At 63.8% G+C, this 14993-nt stretch carries 13 protein-coding genes and 1 pseudogene; 4 read left to right on the top strand and 10 right to left on the bottom strand.

Annotated features, from left to right (window positions below):
- Positions 1 to 171: 171 nt before the first annotated feature.
- Positions 172 to 1158 (top strand): glycoside hydrolase family 43 protein, encoded by a 987-nt coding sequence (locus J4G38_RS15740; protein ID WP_226163458.1) that lies wholly within the window; start codon positions 172 to 174, stop codon positions 1156 to 1158.
- A gap of 98 nt (positions 1159 to 1256) precedes the next feature.
- The gene (locus J4G38_RS15735) at positions 1257 to 2831 is read left to right on the top strand and encodes a family 43 glycosylhydrolase (RefSeq protein ID WP_226163457.1); all 1575 of its coding nucleotides are present in this window, start codon (positions 1257 to 1259) and stop codon (positions 2829 to 2831) included.
- A 134-nt stretch (positions 2832 to 2965) separates the two neighbouring features.
- Here the strand turns inward: J4G38_RS15735 and J4G38_RS28710 are convergent, their stop codons facing one another.
- Both J4G38_RS28710 and J4G38_RS15730 read right to left on the bottom strand, forming a co-directional pair.
- Positions 2966 to 3193 carry an aldose epimerase family protein gene (locus J4G38_RS28710; protein ID WP_262906107.1) on the bottom strand — a complete coding sequence of 76 codons (228 nt, stop codon included), beginning with the start codon at positions 3191 to 3193 and terminating at the stop codon, positions 2966 to 2968.
- A gap of 119 nt (positions 3194 to 3312) precedes the next feature.
- A pseudogene (locus J4G38_RS15730) lies at positions 3313 to 4077 on the bottom strand (aldose epimerase family protein); the annotation flags it as partial.
- Positions 4078 to 4447: 370 nt separating this feature from the next.
- Between J4G38_RS15730 and J4G38_RS15725 the strand changes: the two are divergent.
- Positions 4448 to 5476, top strand: a complete 1029-nt coding sequence (locus J4G38_RS15725) for a LacI family DNA-binding transcriptional regulator (protein WP_210517952.1) — start codon at positions 4448 to 4450, stop codon at positions 5474 to 5476.
- A gap of 141 nt (positions 5477 to 5617) precedes the next feature.
- On the opposite strand, the gene J4G38_RS15720 is transcribed toward J4G38_RS15725, so the two are convergent.
- From J4G38_RS15720 to J4G38_RS15710, 3 genes are all read right to left on the bottom strand, one after another.
- Entirely contained in the window at positions 5618 to 5857 is a 240-nt protein-coding gene (locus J4G38_RS15720) for a hypothetical protein (RefSeq protein WP_210517950.1), read from the bottom strand.
- Between the two features lie 115 nt (positions 5858 to 5972).
- Entirely contained in the window at positions 5973 to 7379 is a 1407-nt protein-coding gene (locus J4G38_RS15715; protein WP_210517948.1) for a S8 family serine peptidase, read from the bottom strand.
- A gap of 779 nt (positions 7380 to 8158) precedes the next feature.
- Positions 8159 to 8713, bottom strand: a complete 555-nt coding sequence (locus J4G38_RS15710; RefSeq protein WP_210517946.1) for a TetR/AcrR family transcriptional regulator — start codon at positions 8711 to 8713, stop codon at positions 8159 to 8161.
- Positions 8714 to 8953: 240 nt separating this feature from the next.
- Here J4G38_RS15710 and hemA point away from each other — a divergent pair, with 240 nt between their 5' ends.
- The gene (hemA, locus tag J4G38_RS15705; protein ID WP_210517944.1) at positions 8954 to 10225 is read left to right on the top strand and encodes a glutamyl-tRNA reductase; all 1272 of its coding nucleotides are present in this window, start codon (positions 8954 to 8956) and stop codon (positions 10223 to 10225) included.
- Between the two features lie 24 nt (positions 10226 to 10249).
- Here hemA and hemF read toward each other — a convergent pair whose 3' ends face one another.
- From hemF to ccoG, 5 genes are all read right to left on the bottom strand, one after another.
- Complete coding sequence (gene hemF / locus J4G38_RS15700; protein ID WP_210517942.1) at positions 10250 to 11185, bottom strand: oxygen-dependent coproporphyrinogen oxidase; 936 nt, start codon at positions 11183 to 11185, stop codon at positions 10250 to 10252.
- Between the two features lie 130 nt (positions 11186 to 11315).
- Entirely contained in the window at positions 11316 to 12239 is a 924-nt protein-coding gene (locus tag J4G38_RS15695; RefSeq protein WP_210517940.1) for a universal stress protein, read from the bottom strand.
- 33 nt (positions 12240 to 12272) lie between these two features.
- The gene (locus tag J4G38_RS15690) at positions 12273 to 12995 is read right to left on the bottom strand and encodes a sulfite exporter TauE/SafE family protein (protein WP_210517938.1); all 723 of its coding nucleotides are present in this window, start codon (positions 12993 to 12995) and stop codon (positions 12273 to 12275) included.
- Between the two features lie 3 nt (positions 12996 to 12998).
- Positions 12999 to 13463, bottom strand: a complete 465-nt coding sequence (locus J4G38_RS15685; RefSeq protein ID WP_210517936.1) for a FixH family protein — start codon at positions 13461 to 13463, stop codon at positions 12999 to 13001.
- An 11-nt stretch (positions 13464 to 13474) separates the two neighbouring features.
- Positions 13475 to 14884 carry a cytochrome c oxidase accessory protein CcoG gene (gene ccoG, locus J4G38_RS15680; protein ID WP_210517934.1) on the bottom strand — a complete coding sequence of 470 codons (1410 nt, stop codon included), beginning with the start codon at positions 14882 to 14884 and terminating at the stop codon, positions 13475 to 13477.
- Between the last annotated feature and the right edge of the window lie 109 nt (positions 14885 to 14993).

The following is a 14993-nucleotide window of genomic DNA, read 5'->3' as shown; positions in this document are numbered from 1 at the left end:
GAGCTGTGCTGCGGTTTCCGAATCATGTTCCGCAGTGCCTTACCGGCTCCGAACCTGTTGGCTGACATTAACTTTTTTTTTAACATACCTATGCTTGTTTTTTGCCGCTCTATGGTGGTTTCCTGGCTGTTGCTCAGCTTGCCAGCCTGCCAAAAAACTGCGGAGCCGGGAGTGACCCCGCCCGTAATGCCGCCCGTGAGCGCCACCACGTTCACGAACCCGCTGCTGCCGTCCGGGCCCGACCCATGGGTGATTCAGAAGGACGGCTTTTATTATTACATGCACACCACCGGGCGCAACCTGACCCTGTGGAAAACGGCCAGGATGAGCGAGCTGGGCTCGGCCGTGAGCAAAGTAATCTGGACGCCGCCCGCTACCGGGGCCGATTCGCACGACATCTGGGCGCCGGAAATTCATTTTCTGGACGGCAAGTGGTACGTATACTACACGGCCGGCCCTGGCAGTTGCTGCGGCGGCCAGCGCCTGTGGGTGCTCGAAAACGACAGTCCCGACCCCACTGCCGGCACTTGGACGGAAAAAGGCCGGATTGCCGTGCCGGGCCAGGATTTGTGGGCCATCGACGGCACCATTCTGGAGCAGAACGGCAGCCGCTACCTCGTATGGTCGGGCCAGGAAGCCGGCTCTGACCAGCAAAACATCTACATCGCCCGCATGGCTAATCCGTGGACGCTGACCGGCTTGCGGGTGCGCCTAAGCCAGCCGCAATTTACCTGGGAACAGTACGGTACCAACGCTCCGAAGGTGAACGAGGGGCCCGAAATCCTGCAGCACGGCGGCAAAACCTTCCTCGTCTACTCGGCCAGCCACTGCAGCTCTGACGACTACGCCCTGGGCATGCTCACGGCCAGTAGCACCGCCGACCCCATGGACGCCAGCGCCTGGACCAAAACCGCCACGCCGGTTTTCACCAAAGACCCCGCTGACCACGCTTTCGGCCCTGGCCACAACAGCTTTTTCATCTCGAAGGATGGACAGCAAAACTGGATTCTCTACCATGCCAACCTACAAGCCGGCCAGGCCTGTAGCGACCTCCGCAACCCGCGAATGCAACAGTTCACCTGGAACCCCGACGGCACGCCCAACTTTGGAACCCCCGTAGCCACGGGACTAGCGCTGAACCGCCCAGGCGGCGAGTAAAAATTTCGCAGCCTTATTGGGCCAGCTACTGGAATGCAACCGGCTTTGTGCGAGTCGCCTTTATAAGATTATTAATGAAAATTTCTGCTTTTTGCCGCTTGCTGCCTGCGTTAGGGCTGTTGAGCTTGACCCCGCTGCTGGTCGTTGGTCAGGGCAAAACCAATGTAAAAGGCAAGGCTGCGCCAGTTGCTAAAACCGCACCGGCTGAACCCATCGCCAACCCCGTGCTGGCCGGCGACTTCCCGGACCCTTCGGTGACGAAAATCGGCAACACCTACTGGGCCACGGCCACGTCGTCGAACTGGGGGCCCACGTTTCCGCTGCTCAAATCCACCAACCTGACCGATTGGACGCTGGTGGGACACGTTTTCCCCGGCGAGCGGCCGGCCTGGGCCGATTATTATTTCTGGGCCCCCGAAATCAGCCAGGACGACGGCAAAACCTACATCTACTACACCGCTCACCAGCACGGCGGCAACCTGGCCGTGGGCGTGGCCAGCGCCGACCGCCCCGAGGGCCCGTACCGCGACCACGGCCCCCTGGTAGGCCAAGCCGATGGCTCGATTGACGGCTTTCCCATCCGCGACGAGAAGGGCCAGCCCTACCTCATCTGGAAGGAGGACGGCAACAGCGTGCAGCAGCCCACGCCCCTCTGGGCCCAGCGGATAAACGCCGACCGCACGGCCCTCATCGGCGAGAAAACGGAGCTGTTCCGCAACACCGCCGCCTGGGAAGGCAACCTCGTGGAAGGCCCCAGCGTGGTGCGCCACGGGGGCTATTTTTATATGTTCTACGCCGCCAATGGCTGCTGCGGCCACGGCTGCACCTACGCCACCGGCGTGGCCCGTGCCAAAAGCTTGCTCGGCCCCTGGGAGAAATACGCCCAAAACCCCGTTCTCACCAAAAACGACACCTGGACCTGCCCCGGCCACGGCACGGCCGTGGAGCGCAACGGCCGCTGGTTCCTGCTGCACCACGCCTACCAAACCGGCGGCTTCGAAAACGTGGGCCGCCAGGGCGTGCTCAGCGAGTTTGTGTGGACGACAGCCGGCTGGCCGCAGTTTTTGAACAATCACAGCACGCCGATTGCCGTGGCCAAAGTGCCCGCCGTAATGAATGACGAATTCACTGCTCCGGCCCTGGCCCCCGTTTGGGAGTGGCCGGTGGAAGACAAGCCGCAGTTTACGCTGCGCGAGGGCCGCTTGCAACTCACCGCTCGCCCCGACAAAGGCGGCGCCGCGCTGGGCCGCTCCATCCTGGCCGCCAGCTACACCGCCACCACCACGTTGCTCAACCCCGCCACGCTGCCCGCCGGCACCGCCGCCGGCCTGGCCGCCCTCGGCGACCCCAACAATTCGATTAGCCTGACCGCCGGCGACGGAAAGCTGCGCCTCTGCGAGCGCCGCGACGGCAAAGACCGGGTGTTGGCTGAAACCGCCCTGCCCGCCGCGGCCATCGCGCTGCAGCTGCGCCTACGAGCTCAAAACGGCAACCAGTACCGCTTTGCCTGGCGCCCCGACGGCCGTACTTGGACCGATATGCTGCCCCCTAACGAAACGGCCAACGGCCAGTTCCTGCCGCCCTGGGACCGGGGCGTGCGCGTGGGCTTGGTGGCCCAGGGCCCGGCCACGGCTACCGTTACTTTTGAGCGGTTCGACTTGCGGAATCAGTAACGCACCGGTTACAGATAAAAGCACGCCCTGCTTAACTGGCGTCGGCGCAGCCGAGGCATCTCTCCCGCGCAAACAGAGCGGTTCTACGGTTGGGGTGGCCGCCAAACCGAGCGCATAAGCAGCGCGGCCTCTGCTTATTGGCGCACGCCGAAGCGGTATTCGGTCGTCGAATGAAACGTTTCGCCCGGCCGCAGCACGGTGCTGGGAAACGTCGGCTCGTTGGGCGAATCGGGGAAGTGCTGGGTTTCGAGGCAAAAGCCGTAGTGCTGCACGTAGGCCACGCCGCCTTTGCCTTTGAGGTTGCCTTTGAGGAAGTTGCCCGAGTAGAACTGCACGCCGGGCTGGTCGGTGTACACTGCCATGGTGCGGCCCGACGTGGGCTCGTACACGGTGGCCGCCGGGGCCGGGCGGCTGCGCATCTTGTCGGCAGCACCCAGTTGTGGTCGTAGCCGCCGGGGGCCGCGCCCGGCACCTGCCCGATGCGCTCGCCAATGGCGTGCCGCTGCCGGAAATCCATTGGCGTGCCGGCCACGGCTTGCAGGGCGCCGGTCGGAATCAGCGTGTTGCCCACTGGCGTAAACCGGTCGGCGTTTATCGTCAGCACGTGGCCGGGAATGTCGTGGTCCTGGCCGTGGGTGAGGTTAAAATAGCTGTGGTTGGTGAGGTTGAGCACCGTGGCCTTGTCGGCCGTGGCGGTGTAGTCGAGGCGCAGGGCATTGGCGTTGGTGAGTGTGTACACCACTTTCACGTCGAGGGCGCCGGGGTAGCCCTCCTCGCCGTCCGCACTGTGGTAGGCGAGGGCCAGGGTTGGGCCGTCGGCCGAGGTGCCGGGCGTGGCCTGCCACACCCGCCGGTTGAAGCCGGTGGTGCCGCCGTGCAGCGAGTTGGGCGCGTTGTTGATGGGCAGCCGGTACGCCTGGCCGTCCAGGGTGAACCGGCCCAGGTTGATGCGGTTGCCGTAGCGGCCAATCAGCGCCCCGAAATAGGGACTCTCCTTGATAAACAAGCCGCTGGTGTAGTCGTCCGGCTTATCAAAGCCCAGCACGACATCGCCCGGCTTGCCGTTCTTATCGGGTACCAGCAGGCTCGTGAGCGTACCCCCCAGCGTGCTGATGGTGGCCTGCAGGCCGTGCTCGTTGCGCAGCGTAAAAATCGAAACGGCCGTTCCTTCAGTGGTTTTGCCAAACGGGGTACCAGTTGGCGGGGCCGCCGCTGGGGCTGTAGCAGAGTCGGCTTTCGTCGTCATCGGATTGGCGGCGGTGGCGGTGTCTTGGGATGTGGGCTGCTGGTTGTAGGCAGTCGCGGCAAGCGGCAAGCAAGCTACAAGCAGCCCATGCCACCCAATGTCAGACCGCGGTAGAAGGAATGAAGCATTCGGTTGATTAAGTAAGTGATGCTTTGCTAAAAAGAACCGGACGCGTGGTCACCCGGCCAACCAAGCCAAAAGATAAGTGAGCGGCTCGGTTTACGCAAACGTTTGCATAAGGTATTGTTGAATCACGCCGGGCAGAAATGTGAAAGTTTTCATGCAATATTTGCGTAGGATTTTGCATCAGTTCGTGCATGGGGCAGGAGTGTAGTAAGGCCTTCGATTGGGCTTAATTTCCGGTATTTCAGTGGCAAAAAAACGCACTTCCATTACGGACATCGCCAACCAGTTGGGCATTTCCGTTTCGACGGTGTCGCGGGCGCTTGGCGGGCACAGCGCCATTAGCGACGCCACCACCAAGCGGGTGGTGGCGCTGGCCAAAGCGCTGGGCTACCAGCCCAACAACCTGGCGGCGGGGTTGCGCCGGGGCCGCAGCAAGATGCTGGGCGTGATAGTGCCGCACATCGACGGCAACTTCTTTTCGCAGGTGGTAAAGGGCATCGAAGCCGCGGCCAGCAAGGCGGGCTACCACGTGCTCATCTGCCAGTCGAACGAAGACGTGGCCCACGAGCGCGAGAACCTGGAAACCCTGATGAACGCGCAGGTAGAGGGCATTCTGGTGTCGCTGGCGCGCACCACCCGCGAGTTTCAGCACTTCGAAGACGTGCGGAAGCGCGACGTCCCGCTGGTGTTTTTCGACCGCATTCTGGAGGGCTATGACGTGAGCGCCGTGGTGCTCGACGACCGCGCCGGCGGCTACCGCGCCACCAGGCATCTGCTGGACCAGGGCTACCGGCGCATCGCGCACTTCGGCGGCCCGCAGCACCTGAACATCTACAAATACCGCCGCCAGGGCTACGAGGACGCCCTGCGCGAACAGAATATTCCCGTCGTCGAAGAGCTGACCATCATCAGTGACATGAAAATGGAGGACGGTGCGGCCGGCATGAAGCAGCTGCTGGCCCTGCCGCAGCCGCCGGATGCCGTGTTTTCGGCCAGCGATTTCTCGGTGGTTGGCGCGTTGGAGGTGTTGAAGGAACGGGGGGTGCGCGTGCCGCAGGACATGGGCCTGGTGGGCTTCAGCAACGAGTTGTTCTCGCGCCTCACCGAGCCCAAGCTCACGTCCATCGACCAGCACTGCGAGCTGATGGGCACGGCGGCCACGCGCCTGCTGCTGCAAATAATGGAAGAGCAGGACCAGCACTTTACGCCCCGGCACGTGGTGCTGCAACCCGATTTGTTTGTGCGGGCCTCATCGCTGCGGCAGGCACCGTGAGGGCGGCCGCGGCTATTCCGCAACTTGAGTTAGCTATTCACGACAACGCCCAACCAATTGGTCAAGCGTTGGGGGAAGCGACTGGCTGCCACTCGGCTGCCAGTGCCAGCATCTTATCAGCGCGACGCTTAGTGCCCGTGGTCACCAGGTTACGGGGTCGTCCGGCGGGCCAAGGTTAATGTCCGTGTCCGGCGATACATCGGCCACGCCGGGCAGGGCTTTGGCCCGCTGAGCCACCTCGTCGGGCGCTGCCCCGGTGATGCTGCCGATTTCCGTCAGCACCTGTTCCACCGAGAAGCCCATGGCAGAGAGCTGCTGCTGAACATCGTGCAGGGAATGCTTGCCGGAGGTGGTGATTACCCATTTTTTGTTCTTGGCCATCGGTGCAGATTTACAAGTAGTCAGGTGGAAGAAGAGTGAAATGCAAAGAAAGCGTACCCACCGGAAGAGGTTTCCGGTGGGTACGCAACAGCCAGCGCTTAGCGCCCGGCCAGGGTCAGGGGGCCTGCACCAGGCCGGCGCCAACCCGGGTGGCCGAGTACGGCAGGTGCCGGGCCGTGGCCTGCAGCTTCCGCCACAGGTTGAGCCCGCGCAGGCTGCTGGCCGACTCGGCCCACAGGGCGGCGCACCCGGCCACGTGCGGCGTGGCCATGCTGGTGCCGCTGATGGTGCGGTAGCGCGTGGGGCGCGGCCAGGACGAGAAAACGTCGCGCCCCGGCCCGGCAATGTCAATTTTGCCAAAGTTGGAGAAATTGGACGGGTTCAGGCTGGGGTCGAGCGCGGCCACCGACATGATGGTGGGCGAGTTGGCGGGGTTTCCGGTGGTCCCGGCGTTGTTGCCGGCGGCGGCAATCATCAGCAGGCCGTTGTTGAGCGCGGCTTGCCCGGCGGCCGTGTAGGCCGCCAGCGGCCCGCCCGGGCCGCCCAGCGACATGGAAATCACCTGGCAGCGGTTGGCGATGGCCCAGTTCATGCCCGCCAGCACGGTGGCCGACGTGCCGGCCCCGGAGTTGTTCAGCACCTTGCCCGTGAAGATGGACGTGCGGTAGCCGATGCCGTAGCGGGGCGTGGTGCCGGCCGGCGCCTTGGGCCCACAGGCCGTGCCCACTACGTGGGTGCCGTGGCCAAATACATCCTGCACGGGCTGGCCCACAAAAGTGGCTCCCGTGATGGAGCGCCCCACAAAATCGGGGTGGCCCAAGTCGAAGCCCGTGTCGAGCACCGCCACTTTGATGCCGAGGCCGCTGCGCAGGCTCGGGGGCACTTTGCATACGGTGAGGCCCCAGGTGGCGCCCAGCACCAGCACTTCTTCCTGCAGGTCGGTTTCCATGGTGGCGCTGCCGCCGGTTTCATTCCGCAGCTCTTTAGCAATCAGCTCAGCCGCGCGCAGGAAGCCGTGCATGTATTCGTTCGACGGCGATTCGGCCTGGTGTGTGAAGCCGTTCTGGTACTCGCGGGGCACCATTTCGGGGGCCTGGTTCATGCCGCGCAGGTACTCGGAGTACACGGCGTCGGCGAAGACAAACCGCTCGGCCTCGATGGTTTCCATCGGGCTGTCGGTGGCGAGCTCGGCCTGGGCGCCCAGGTTGCGTTCCTGAGCGGCTTCGCCGCCAATCAGGGCCACTCCAATCTCGGGAAAAATGATGGTGTTGGCGTCGCCCATGTTGTCGAAGGCGACGGCTTGGTCGGTGAAGTCGCGGGCATCGGCCACGCGCATGCCCTGCGCCCGGAGGGACTGCAGGCCTTCGTCGCCCGCGCCTTCTTTAAAAGTAACCAGGTATCGTCCGGTTTCGCCGCTTTCGTCGCCGCGCTCCAGCGCAGCCAGCAGCAGGTCCTCCACGGAGGAGGAAGCATGATTAGCACCCGATTCGTTGCCCGAATCGTTGCGGTCTTTCTTAGCCATAACTGACGGTGTTTAGTGGTAAACTACAAGAAAATGAAAGAGATACATGCATTCGTGCTTCCCCGTGGCTTGCGGGCGTGGCCCAGCAGTAGGCGCACGGGACGGGTGCGCGCCGGGCAAAAGCCCGTGGTGGAAGGGGTGATTTGTGGCCCGAGCGGAATAAAGTCAGCGGGAATTGCGGAATGGGAGTGCCAACAACTGCCCAGCTTGTGGGGCTGGCCAAGCCCGACAGCAGCAGCAATGGGCACGCGTAGTAGCGCCTTGGTCAGGCTCACCCGTGTCATCGAAAAGGAAAGCAATGCCGTCGGGCGCTGGGGCGCGGCGGGCATGGCTGGAAATTCCTGCCATCAAATTGAAGCCGCCCGGAACGCCCCGCCCACCGCGCCTGCGGAAGTGGACAAGCGCCGGAGCGCGGCCCGGCTGGTGGTGCGGGCGGCGGGTACGTGCGGGGGCCGTTGTGATGGCTCGGCTTGCGAGGGCGGGGACCTAAACCGGAGGAGAATAGGCCCGCGGGGTTCGATTTCGACGCCTTGCGTCTCGCCTTGGCAACGACGGCCAAGAGCTACTGCCCGCAACGCGTAGCACATGGGCTAACGCGGGGGATGGGGGAAAATGGGGTAGCAAAAATCCACCAGCCAGCAGCGCGTTGGCTTGGTATAACAATAATAACTATTTACTTTATGTAATGCAAGAAAAATATTGGTAATCTCGTCATTAAGAAATTATGTTCGGCTCAGGTATTTGATTTGCAAGATTTTAATTTGGGGTATTGCTCTGTGTTATTGCTGGTGGCGGTACTTGGTTTTGATGAATTGGCGCAGGGCGGGCATGGTTTCATCCTGGCCGGTGGCTTGCATTTTCCACAGTGCTTCCACAATCAGGAGCAGGAGCTGGGCTTCGGCTTCGGGCTGGGGGTAGCCCAGGCGCTGGAAGGCTTGCTGGAGCAGGGCCGGCAGCGGCTGCAGAAACCGGGCGTGCTGCTTGCGGGCAAATTCCACCTCCGTAAGGCGGGCCTGCAGCTTCCAGAATTCGGGCTCTTCGCTCACCAGCTCGTGCGGGAGGTCCACCATTTTGTGCAGGAACACCAGCGGGTTTTCCTCAGCCAGCCGGCCCCGGATGTGTTCCACGATGCGCTGGTAGCCGGTGGTGATGATGAAAGCCAGCAGCTGCTCTTTGGTGCCGAAGTGTTTAAAAATAAGCGCTTCCGAAACTCCGGCTTCTTTGGCGATGAGCTGCGTGGACACGTGTTCGTAGCCCTTGTTGGAGAACAGGTGCAGGGCGGTTTGCGCGATTAGCTGTTTGCGGCTGGTGCTGGCGAGGGCGGGCGTTTTCATAGGGCTGAAAGTGGGCAAGGGAGCGCAAGGCAGCAAGGGGCGTTGCGGGCCCCCGGCGCGAATTGCCCGCCGCTGCCCCAGCGGCAAAACTACGGCATTGCCCTGGGCCGGCGGGGAACGCGGCAAAAGCTGACAAGAATCATCGACCCGGTTGATGGTCGTCAGCGAGGAAGTGTGCCCGATGGCGGAATTTTGGCGGCGGCCTTTTCACTCGGGCCGGCTTTCTCCTCGCCATTATATATGAACCAGTATTTTAAGGCCATTTGCCTCACCCACCAGCAAGCCCCGCTCGCAATCCGGGAGCAGCTGGCTCTGGACGAAGCCGCTTGCCGCCAGTTGCTGGTCGCATTGCGCAACCAGCTGGGCCTGAACGACCTGCTCGTGCTCAGCACCTGCAACCGCACCGAGGTGTACTACGGCGCCGAGGTTGATTACAGTGTCGCCATCATCCGCGCGCTGGGGCGGCTCCGGGGCGTGCCGGCTGGCCGCGATTTGGCCCCGTATTTCACTCGCCTGACCCAAGCCACCGCTGCCATGCAGCACCTGTTCGAAGTGGCGCTGGGGCTGGATGCGCAGGTCATCGGCGACCAGCAGATTAGCCACCAAGTGAAGCGCGCCTACCAGTGGTCGGTGGAGGCCGATGCGGCCGGGCCGCTGCTGCACCGGATGCTCCATACCATATTTTTTGCCCACAAGCGGGTGCAGCACGAAACCAATTTCCGCGACGGTGCGGCTTCCCTGGCCCATGCCACCCTGGAACTGGTAGAAAACCTGACGGCCCACCTGCCCGCCCCGCGGGTGCTGCTGCTGGGCCTGGGCGAAATGGGGGCCGATATGTGCCGGCAGCTCGCCAGCTGCCAGTGGACCGCGCCGGTTATGCTCTGCAACCGGACCCAAGCCACCGCCGACGCGCTGGCCGCCAGCTACGGGGGCCAGGTGCTGGCCTTTGCCGACCTGACCCAGGGCATTCAGGCGGCCGATGTCATTATCTCATCCGTGGCGGCGAACGCGCCGGTTATCACGGAGCAGCTGCTGCGCCGGCAGCCGGTGCTCAGCCACAAGTATTTCGTGGATTTGTCGGTGCCGCGCAGCATCGAGGCGGCAGTGGAGCGCGTGCCGGGCGTGCTGCTTTACTCGCTCGATGCCATTCAGAGCAGCGCATCGGCCGCCCTGGAGCGCCGGCTGGCGGCCGTGCCGCAGGTACGGGCCATCATTGCCGAAAGCCTGACCAGCATGCGGGAGTGGAGCGCCGAGATGCAGATTTCGCCCGCCATTCAAAAGCTGAAAAATGCCCTGGAACAGCTGCGGCAACAGGAAATGAAGCGGTTTCAGAAAAAAATGAGCCCCGCCGAAGCGGAGCTGCTGGACGAGCTGACCCGGTCGTTGATGCAAAAGGTGCTCAAGCGGCCCGTGCTGCAGCTCAAAGCCGCCTGCAAGCGCGGCGAAACCGGCCCGCTGGTGGAAATGCTGACGGAGCTGTTCGACCTGGAAAACCAAGCCGTGCTGGCCTGAAAGGCAGGTGCTCGCTCTGCTTGCTCAACTGGCTGTCAGCCAGTCCACGTCCTGGCGCAGCCACTGCTGGGTGGCTGCTTCTGCCGAGCCGGGCTCGGGCGTGAGGTTGTAGTGCCATTCGGCCTGCGGCGGCAAGCTCATGAGGATGGATTCGGGGCGGCCGCCGGTTTCGAGGCCGAAGCGCGTGCCCCGGTCAATGGCCAGGTTGAACTCGGCGTAGCGGCCGCGGCGGACCTGCTGCCACTGCTTTTCGCGCTCGGAATAGGGCAGGTGGCGGTTTTGGCGCATGATGGTGCCGTAGGCGCGGCCGTACACTTCGCCCACGTCCTGCACGAAGGCAAATAATTCCTCAAACGAGCCGTCGCGGCCCACGGTGAGGCGGTCAAAAAAGATGCCGCCCACGCCGCGCGTTTCCTGGCGGTGGGGCAGGTAGAAATAGTCATCGGCCCAGGCCTTGAATCGCGGGTAGTAGCTGGCATCGTGGCGCTGGCATACTTCCTCAATCTGCTCATGGAACCAGCGGGCCTGCGCCACATCCACGTAAATCGGGGTTAAGTCGAGGCCGCCGCCGAACCAGGCTTCGCCGTTGCCGGCTTCAAAATAGCGCACGTTCATGTGCGAGATGGGAACCTCCGGACTGCGCGGGTGCTGCACCACGCTCACGCCGGTGGCAAAGTAGCACGCATCGGGCATGAGCAGCTGCTGGGCGGCTTTTTCGCTCATTTTGCCCCACACGGCCGAGAAGGCCACACCGCCTTTTTCCAGCACGTTGCCGTTCTGGATAATCCGCGTGCGGCCGCCGCCCCCGCCTTCGTGCACCCACGCATCTTCGCTGAAAGGGGTGCCGCCGCCATCAGCCGCTTCCAGCTGGTAGCATAGCCAGTCCTGGAGCTGGCGCATCCAGGCTTCCATGGTGGTGCGGGCAGCGGAAGCAGCGGTGGGAAAGGGGGCAGTGTTCATGGTTGTGGGGATGGAAATGGGTTGATTATTGGCGTTTAGCAGTAAAAAAGAACGGTCATGCAGAGCGCAGCGAAGCATGACCGTTTCGACATGACCGTTCTCAGTGGTGCAGTGCTGCGCAACGGGTTGCCTATACCCAACGCGCGGATAGGTAGTTGGCCTGCGCAAGCTGGGCCTGTTCCTTGGCCAGCCGCTCGGCGCACTTGTCGCAGCACTCCACGCTGGCGTGGCGCTCGGCCGCGCGCAGCACCAGCACCGGAATCTGGGTGTGGTAGGCCCGCGTGGTGGTGTAGCAGGCATCGAAATAGCGGAGCAGCTGCGCGGCGCTGGTAGGCGCGATAATCAGCAGCTGGGCCTGGTTGTGGGCGCAAAACTCGCTGATGCCTTCCAGCGGGGCATCGTCTTCGAGCAAGTGCGGGGTACTGCTGGCAGGCCAGCCCAACTGCGCGGCGGCCTGGGCTAGGCCCTGCCGCAGGCTGCGGCGCTGCGGCCGTTGGGCGGGCGCGTAGAACTGCACCAAATCGAGCGGCGCAGGAAAAGCACCTTCCAGTGCCGTCAGGCGCGGCAGCACGGTGGGGTTCAGGGTGCTGAAATCGGCGGAGAAAACCACGCGGTGGGGCAGCGAGCGCCGGCCCGGCGGCACCACCAGCACGGGGCAGCTCAGCAGCTCGGTGATGGCGGCGGCGTGGTTGCCGGGGGCTTCCTGCCGGCCGCAGTCGATGTGCTCCAGACCCATCACCACAAGGTCGGCGGCGCAACGAGTGGCTTCAGCCCGGATGTGGTCGTGCAGGCAGCCGGCCAGAATGCGGTACTGGTAGCGGATGCGGCGGCCGTCCTGGCGGGTGAGCTGCTGGTAGCGCAGGCGCTCCACAAGGCTGCGCAGGTGCTGCTCCTGGGCTTCGAGCCGGGCGGCAAGGGCCACGGCCACGCCCTCATCGGGGTGGCAGTAGAGGATGACGATTTCGGCCGGCCACCGCACGGCCAGCTTGTTGGCGTAGGCGAGGGTGTGCTCCGCAGTGGCGGTGTGGTCGAGGGGAACGAGCAGGGTTTTCATGGGGGCAGCAGAGGACAAGTAGGGGTTAGAAAATCAATGGCAGTAATGCACGGTGCGCGGCTGGGCAGCGGTTTCGGCTGTCGGCGTACTCAGGCGCGGGCTCAGGTACGGGATGCCCAGCCCCAGCCCCCGCACGATGAACAGCACCGCCAGCACCGAGGCGGCGTAGGGCACGGCCCGCCGCATCCGGCCGCGCCACCGCAGCGGCACCAGCTGCCCGCTGAGCGACAAGCCCAGCATCAGCGGCAGCGTGCCCAGCCCAAAGCAGGCCATGTAGGCCGCCGCGCCCGCCACGCCCGGCGCACTCAGCGCCCCGGCCAGGGCGAGGTACACCAGGCCGCAGGGCAGCAGGCCGTTGAGCACGCCGGTGGCGTACAGCGCCGGCAACGAAGGCCGCTGAAACAGGCGGCCCAAAGTGGTTTTCACCCAGGCCAGCGGCCGGCTGAAACCCAGCCCGCCGGCCAGCTGAGCGGTGAGCCGCTCGGGCACGGCCACCAGCAGCAGAATCAGCACGCCCGAGGCAATGGACAGGCTTTGCTGCACGCCGGCCAGCCGCAGGCCCTGGCCCAGCAGGCCGGCCCCGGCGCCCAGCGTGGCGTAGGTGGTCACCCGGCCCAGGTTGTAGAGCAGGCGGCCGCCCACGTAGCGCGCCGGGGCCGCCCCCGCCTGCCCCGGCAGCGCCAAGGCAATGGCCCCGCACATGCCCACGCAGTGGAAACTGCCCAGTAGCCCAAACAGGAAGCCGGCCCAAAGCATGATTTAGCGGATGGTGAGTTCTTTTTCGACGAAATAGGCCTGCCCGCCGGCCGTGAAATCGAGGCGCACGCGCCAGAGGCCGGGCTGCATTTTGGCGGTGCTGAGGTGCTGCCGTAAGTCGGCCCCTAGCTGGAGGGGCAGGGTAAAATCCAGCTTTTGGTCGGAAGGACGGAAGAAGTGAATCTGGCCTTGTACGGTTTGCCAGACCAGCGTGGAGGGCAGTTGCAGGGTGAGCAGCCGGGCGGCGGCATCGTGGTGCAGCTGCACGGGCGCGGGCAGGGCGGCGGTGCGGGCCACCGATTCCATGCGCTTTTGGTAGGCCAGCTCCTGCTTGTAGTAGTCGTCGCTCACCAGGTCGACGGTGGTGCGCATGGCCTGCTGCACCATGGAGCCGATGTAGCCGGCGAACAGCACGAACACGGCAATGATGGCGTAGGGCCAGATGGTGCGCGGTTTGGGAGGGTTCATTGGGTTTATTGTTACTGCGCCGGCCCCAGAAACTTGGTGCTGGTTTCCGAAATCAGCTGGCCGCCGCTGAACAGACCGATGCGGATTTTCTGGTTGGTGTGGCGCAGGGCGGTGCGGGGTAATTCAGCGAAAAACACGCCCTCGGCAATGCCCTGGGCGGGCAGCGTCAGCGTAGTGGTGCTGATGAGGGAAATGGTGCCGTGCGCCGGCTCCAGCATGCGCAGGGTGATGGGGTAGGGGTGGTTGGTTTTGTTGATGACCGAGATATTGTAGAGGTTGGTGATGGTGCCGTGGTCGGTTTTCTGGAACAGCTGGCCCGGCGTGCGCAGCACCGTGGCCGCCACGTTGGCCCGCGACACCAGCAGGCCGGTGAGCACAATCAGCAGGAAAGCCAGCACGCCCGAAAGGGCTTTCACGCGGCCCGTGAGGCGGAATTTGGTGCCCTCGGCGATGCCATTCACGGAGGCGTGGCGGATGAGGCCCTGCGGCTTATTTATGAGGTCCATGATGGAGTCGCAGGCGTCGATGCAGGCGGTGCAGTTGGTGCATTCGAGCTGGGTGGCGCCGTTGCGGATGTCGATGCCCGTGGGGCACACCTGCACGCACTGGTGGCAGTCGATGCAGTCGCCGGCGGTGCGCGCCTGGTTTTTGCGCAGCTTCTCGCGAGGCTCGCCGCGCTGGTAGTCATAGGCCACCACGAGGCTGTCCTTATCGAGTAAAACGCCCTGCAAGCGGCCGTACGGGCACACAATGGTGCACACCTGCTCCCGAAACCGCGCAAACACGGCGTAGAAAACGCCCGTGAACAGCGTGAGTGCCGCCAGCCCGCCCAAATGGGCTGTGGGCGAATCGGTCACAATCTTCGTCAGCTCCTCGGTGCCGATGATGTAGGCCAGGAAGGTGTTGGCGATGACGAACGAGACGGCCAGAAACAGGGCGTGCTTGGTGGTTTTGCGCCAGAGCTTGTTCCAGTTCAACTCGCTGCGGTCGAGGGCTTTTTGCTGGGGCGCGTCGCCTTCCAGCCAGTACTCGATGCGGCGAAACACCATTTCCAGGAAGATGGTCTGGGGGCAAATCCAGCCGCAGAATACCCGCCCGTACACCACCGTGAACACGATGATGAACACCAGAAACGTGAGCGTGGCCAGCAGCAGAATGAAGAAATCCTGGGGCCAGAAAATCTGGCCGAAGATGATGAATTTGCGGGCCGGCAGGTTGAGCAGCAGCACCGGCAAATCGTGGATGCGCAGCCACGGCCCGGCAAAAAGCAGCGCCAGAAACCCATAGCTGAGCCACTTGCGGTGGCGATAGAGGCGGCCGGCGGGCTTTTTGGGGTAGAGCCACACCCGCTTGCCGGCCGCGTCTATCGTCGAGAGCGAGTCGCGGTACGAGTCGTCGGGCTTGAATTGGGTGGTGGACATGAGGAATGGGAAGAAACTGAACGTCATGCTGAGCGCAGCCGAAGCATCTCGCGTGCATTGTTGTAATGGCATTTATTACTTACTGCACGCGAGATGCTGCGCTGCGCTC

This window comes from Hymenobacter terricola, from assembly GCF_017921975.2.
In the GTDB taxonomy this organism is placed as follows: domain Bacteria; phylum Bacteroidota; class Bacteroidia; order Cytophagales; family Hymenobacteraceae; genus Hymenobacter; species Hymenobacter terricola.
Note: the sequence above shows the minus strand (reverse complement) of the source record. Positions and strands in the feature narration are given on the sequence as shown.

What these genes read in the sequence shown, in the direction of transcription:
- J4G38_RS28710 (WP_262906107.1), bottom strand. Translation starts at nt 3,193, where the DNA reads ATGGCAGTGTACACCGACCAGCCCGGCGTGCAGTTCTACTCGGGCAAC.
- J4G38_RS15720 (WP_210517950.1), bottom strand. Translation starts at nt 5,857, where the DNA reads ATGGCCAAGAACAAAAAATGGGTAATCACCACCTCCGGCAAGCATTCC.
- J4G38_RS15715 (WP_210517948.1), bottom strand. Translation starts at nt 7,379, where the DNA reads ATGGCTAAGAAAGACCGCAACGATTCGGGCAACGAATCGGGTGCTAAT.
- J4G38_RS15710 (WP_210517946.1), bottom strand. Translation starts at nt 8,713, where the DNA reads ATGAAAACGCCCGCCCTCGCCAGCACCAGCCGCAAACAGCTAATCGCG.
- hemA (WP_210517944.1), top strand. Translation starts at nt 8,954, where the DNA reads ATGAACCAGTATTTTAAGGCCATTTGCCTCACCCACCAGCAAGCCCCG.
- hemF (WP_210517942.1), bottom strand. Translation starts at nt 11,185, where the DNA reads ATGAACACTGCCCCCTTTCCCACCGCTGCTTCCGCTGCCCGCACCACC.
- J4G38_RS15695 (WP_210517940.1), bottom strand. Translation starts at nt 12,239, where the DNA reads ATGAAAACCCTGCTCGTTCCCCTCGACCACACCGCCACTGCGGAGCAC.
- J4G38_RS15690 (WP_210517938.1), bottom strand. Translation starts at nt 12,995, where the DNA reads ATGCTTTGGGCCGGCTTCCTGTTTGGGCTACTGGGCAGTTTCCACTGC.
- J4G38_RS15685 (WP_210517936.1), bottom strand. Translation starts at nt 13,463, where the DNA reads ATGAACCCTCCCAAACCGCGCACCATCTGGCCCTACGCCATCATTGCC.
- ccoG (WP_210517934.1), bottom strand. Translation starts at nt 14,884, where the DNA reads ATGTCCACCACCCAATTCAAGCCCGACGACTCGTACCGCGACTCGCTC.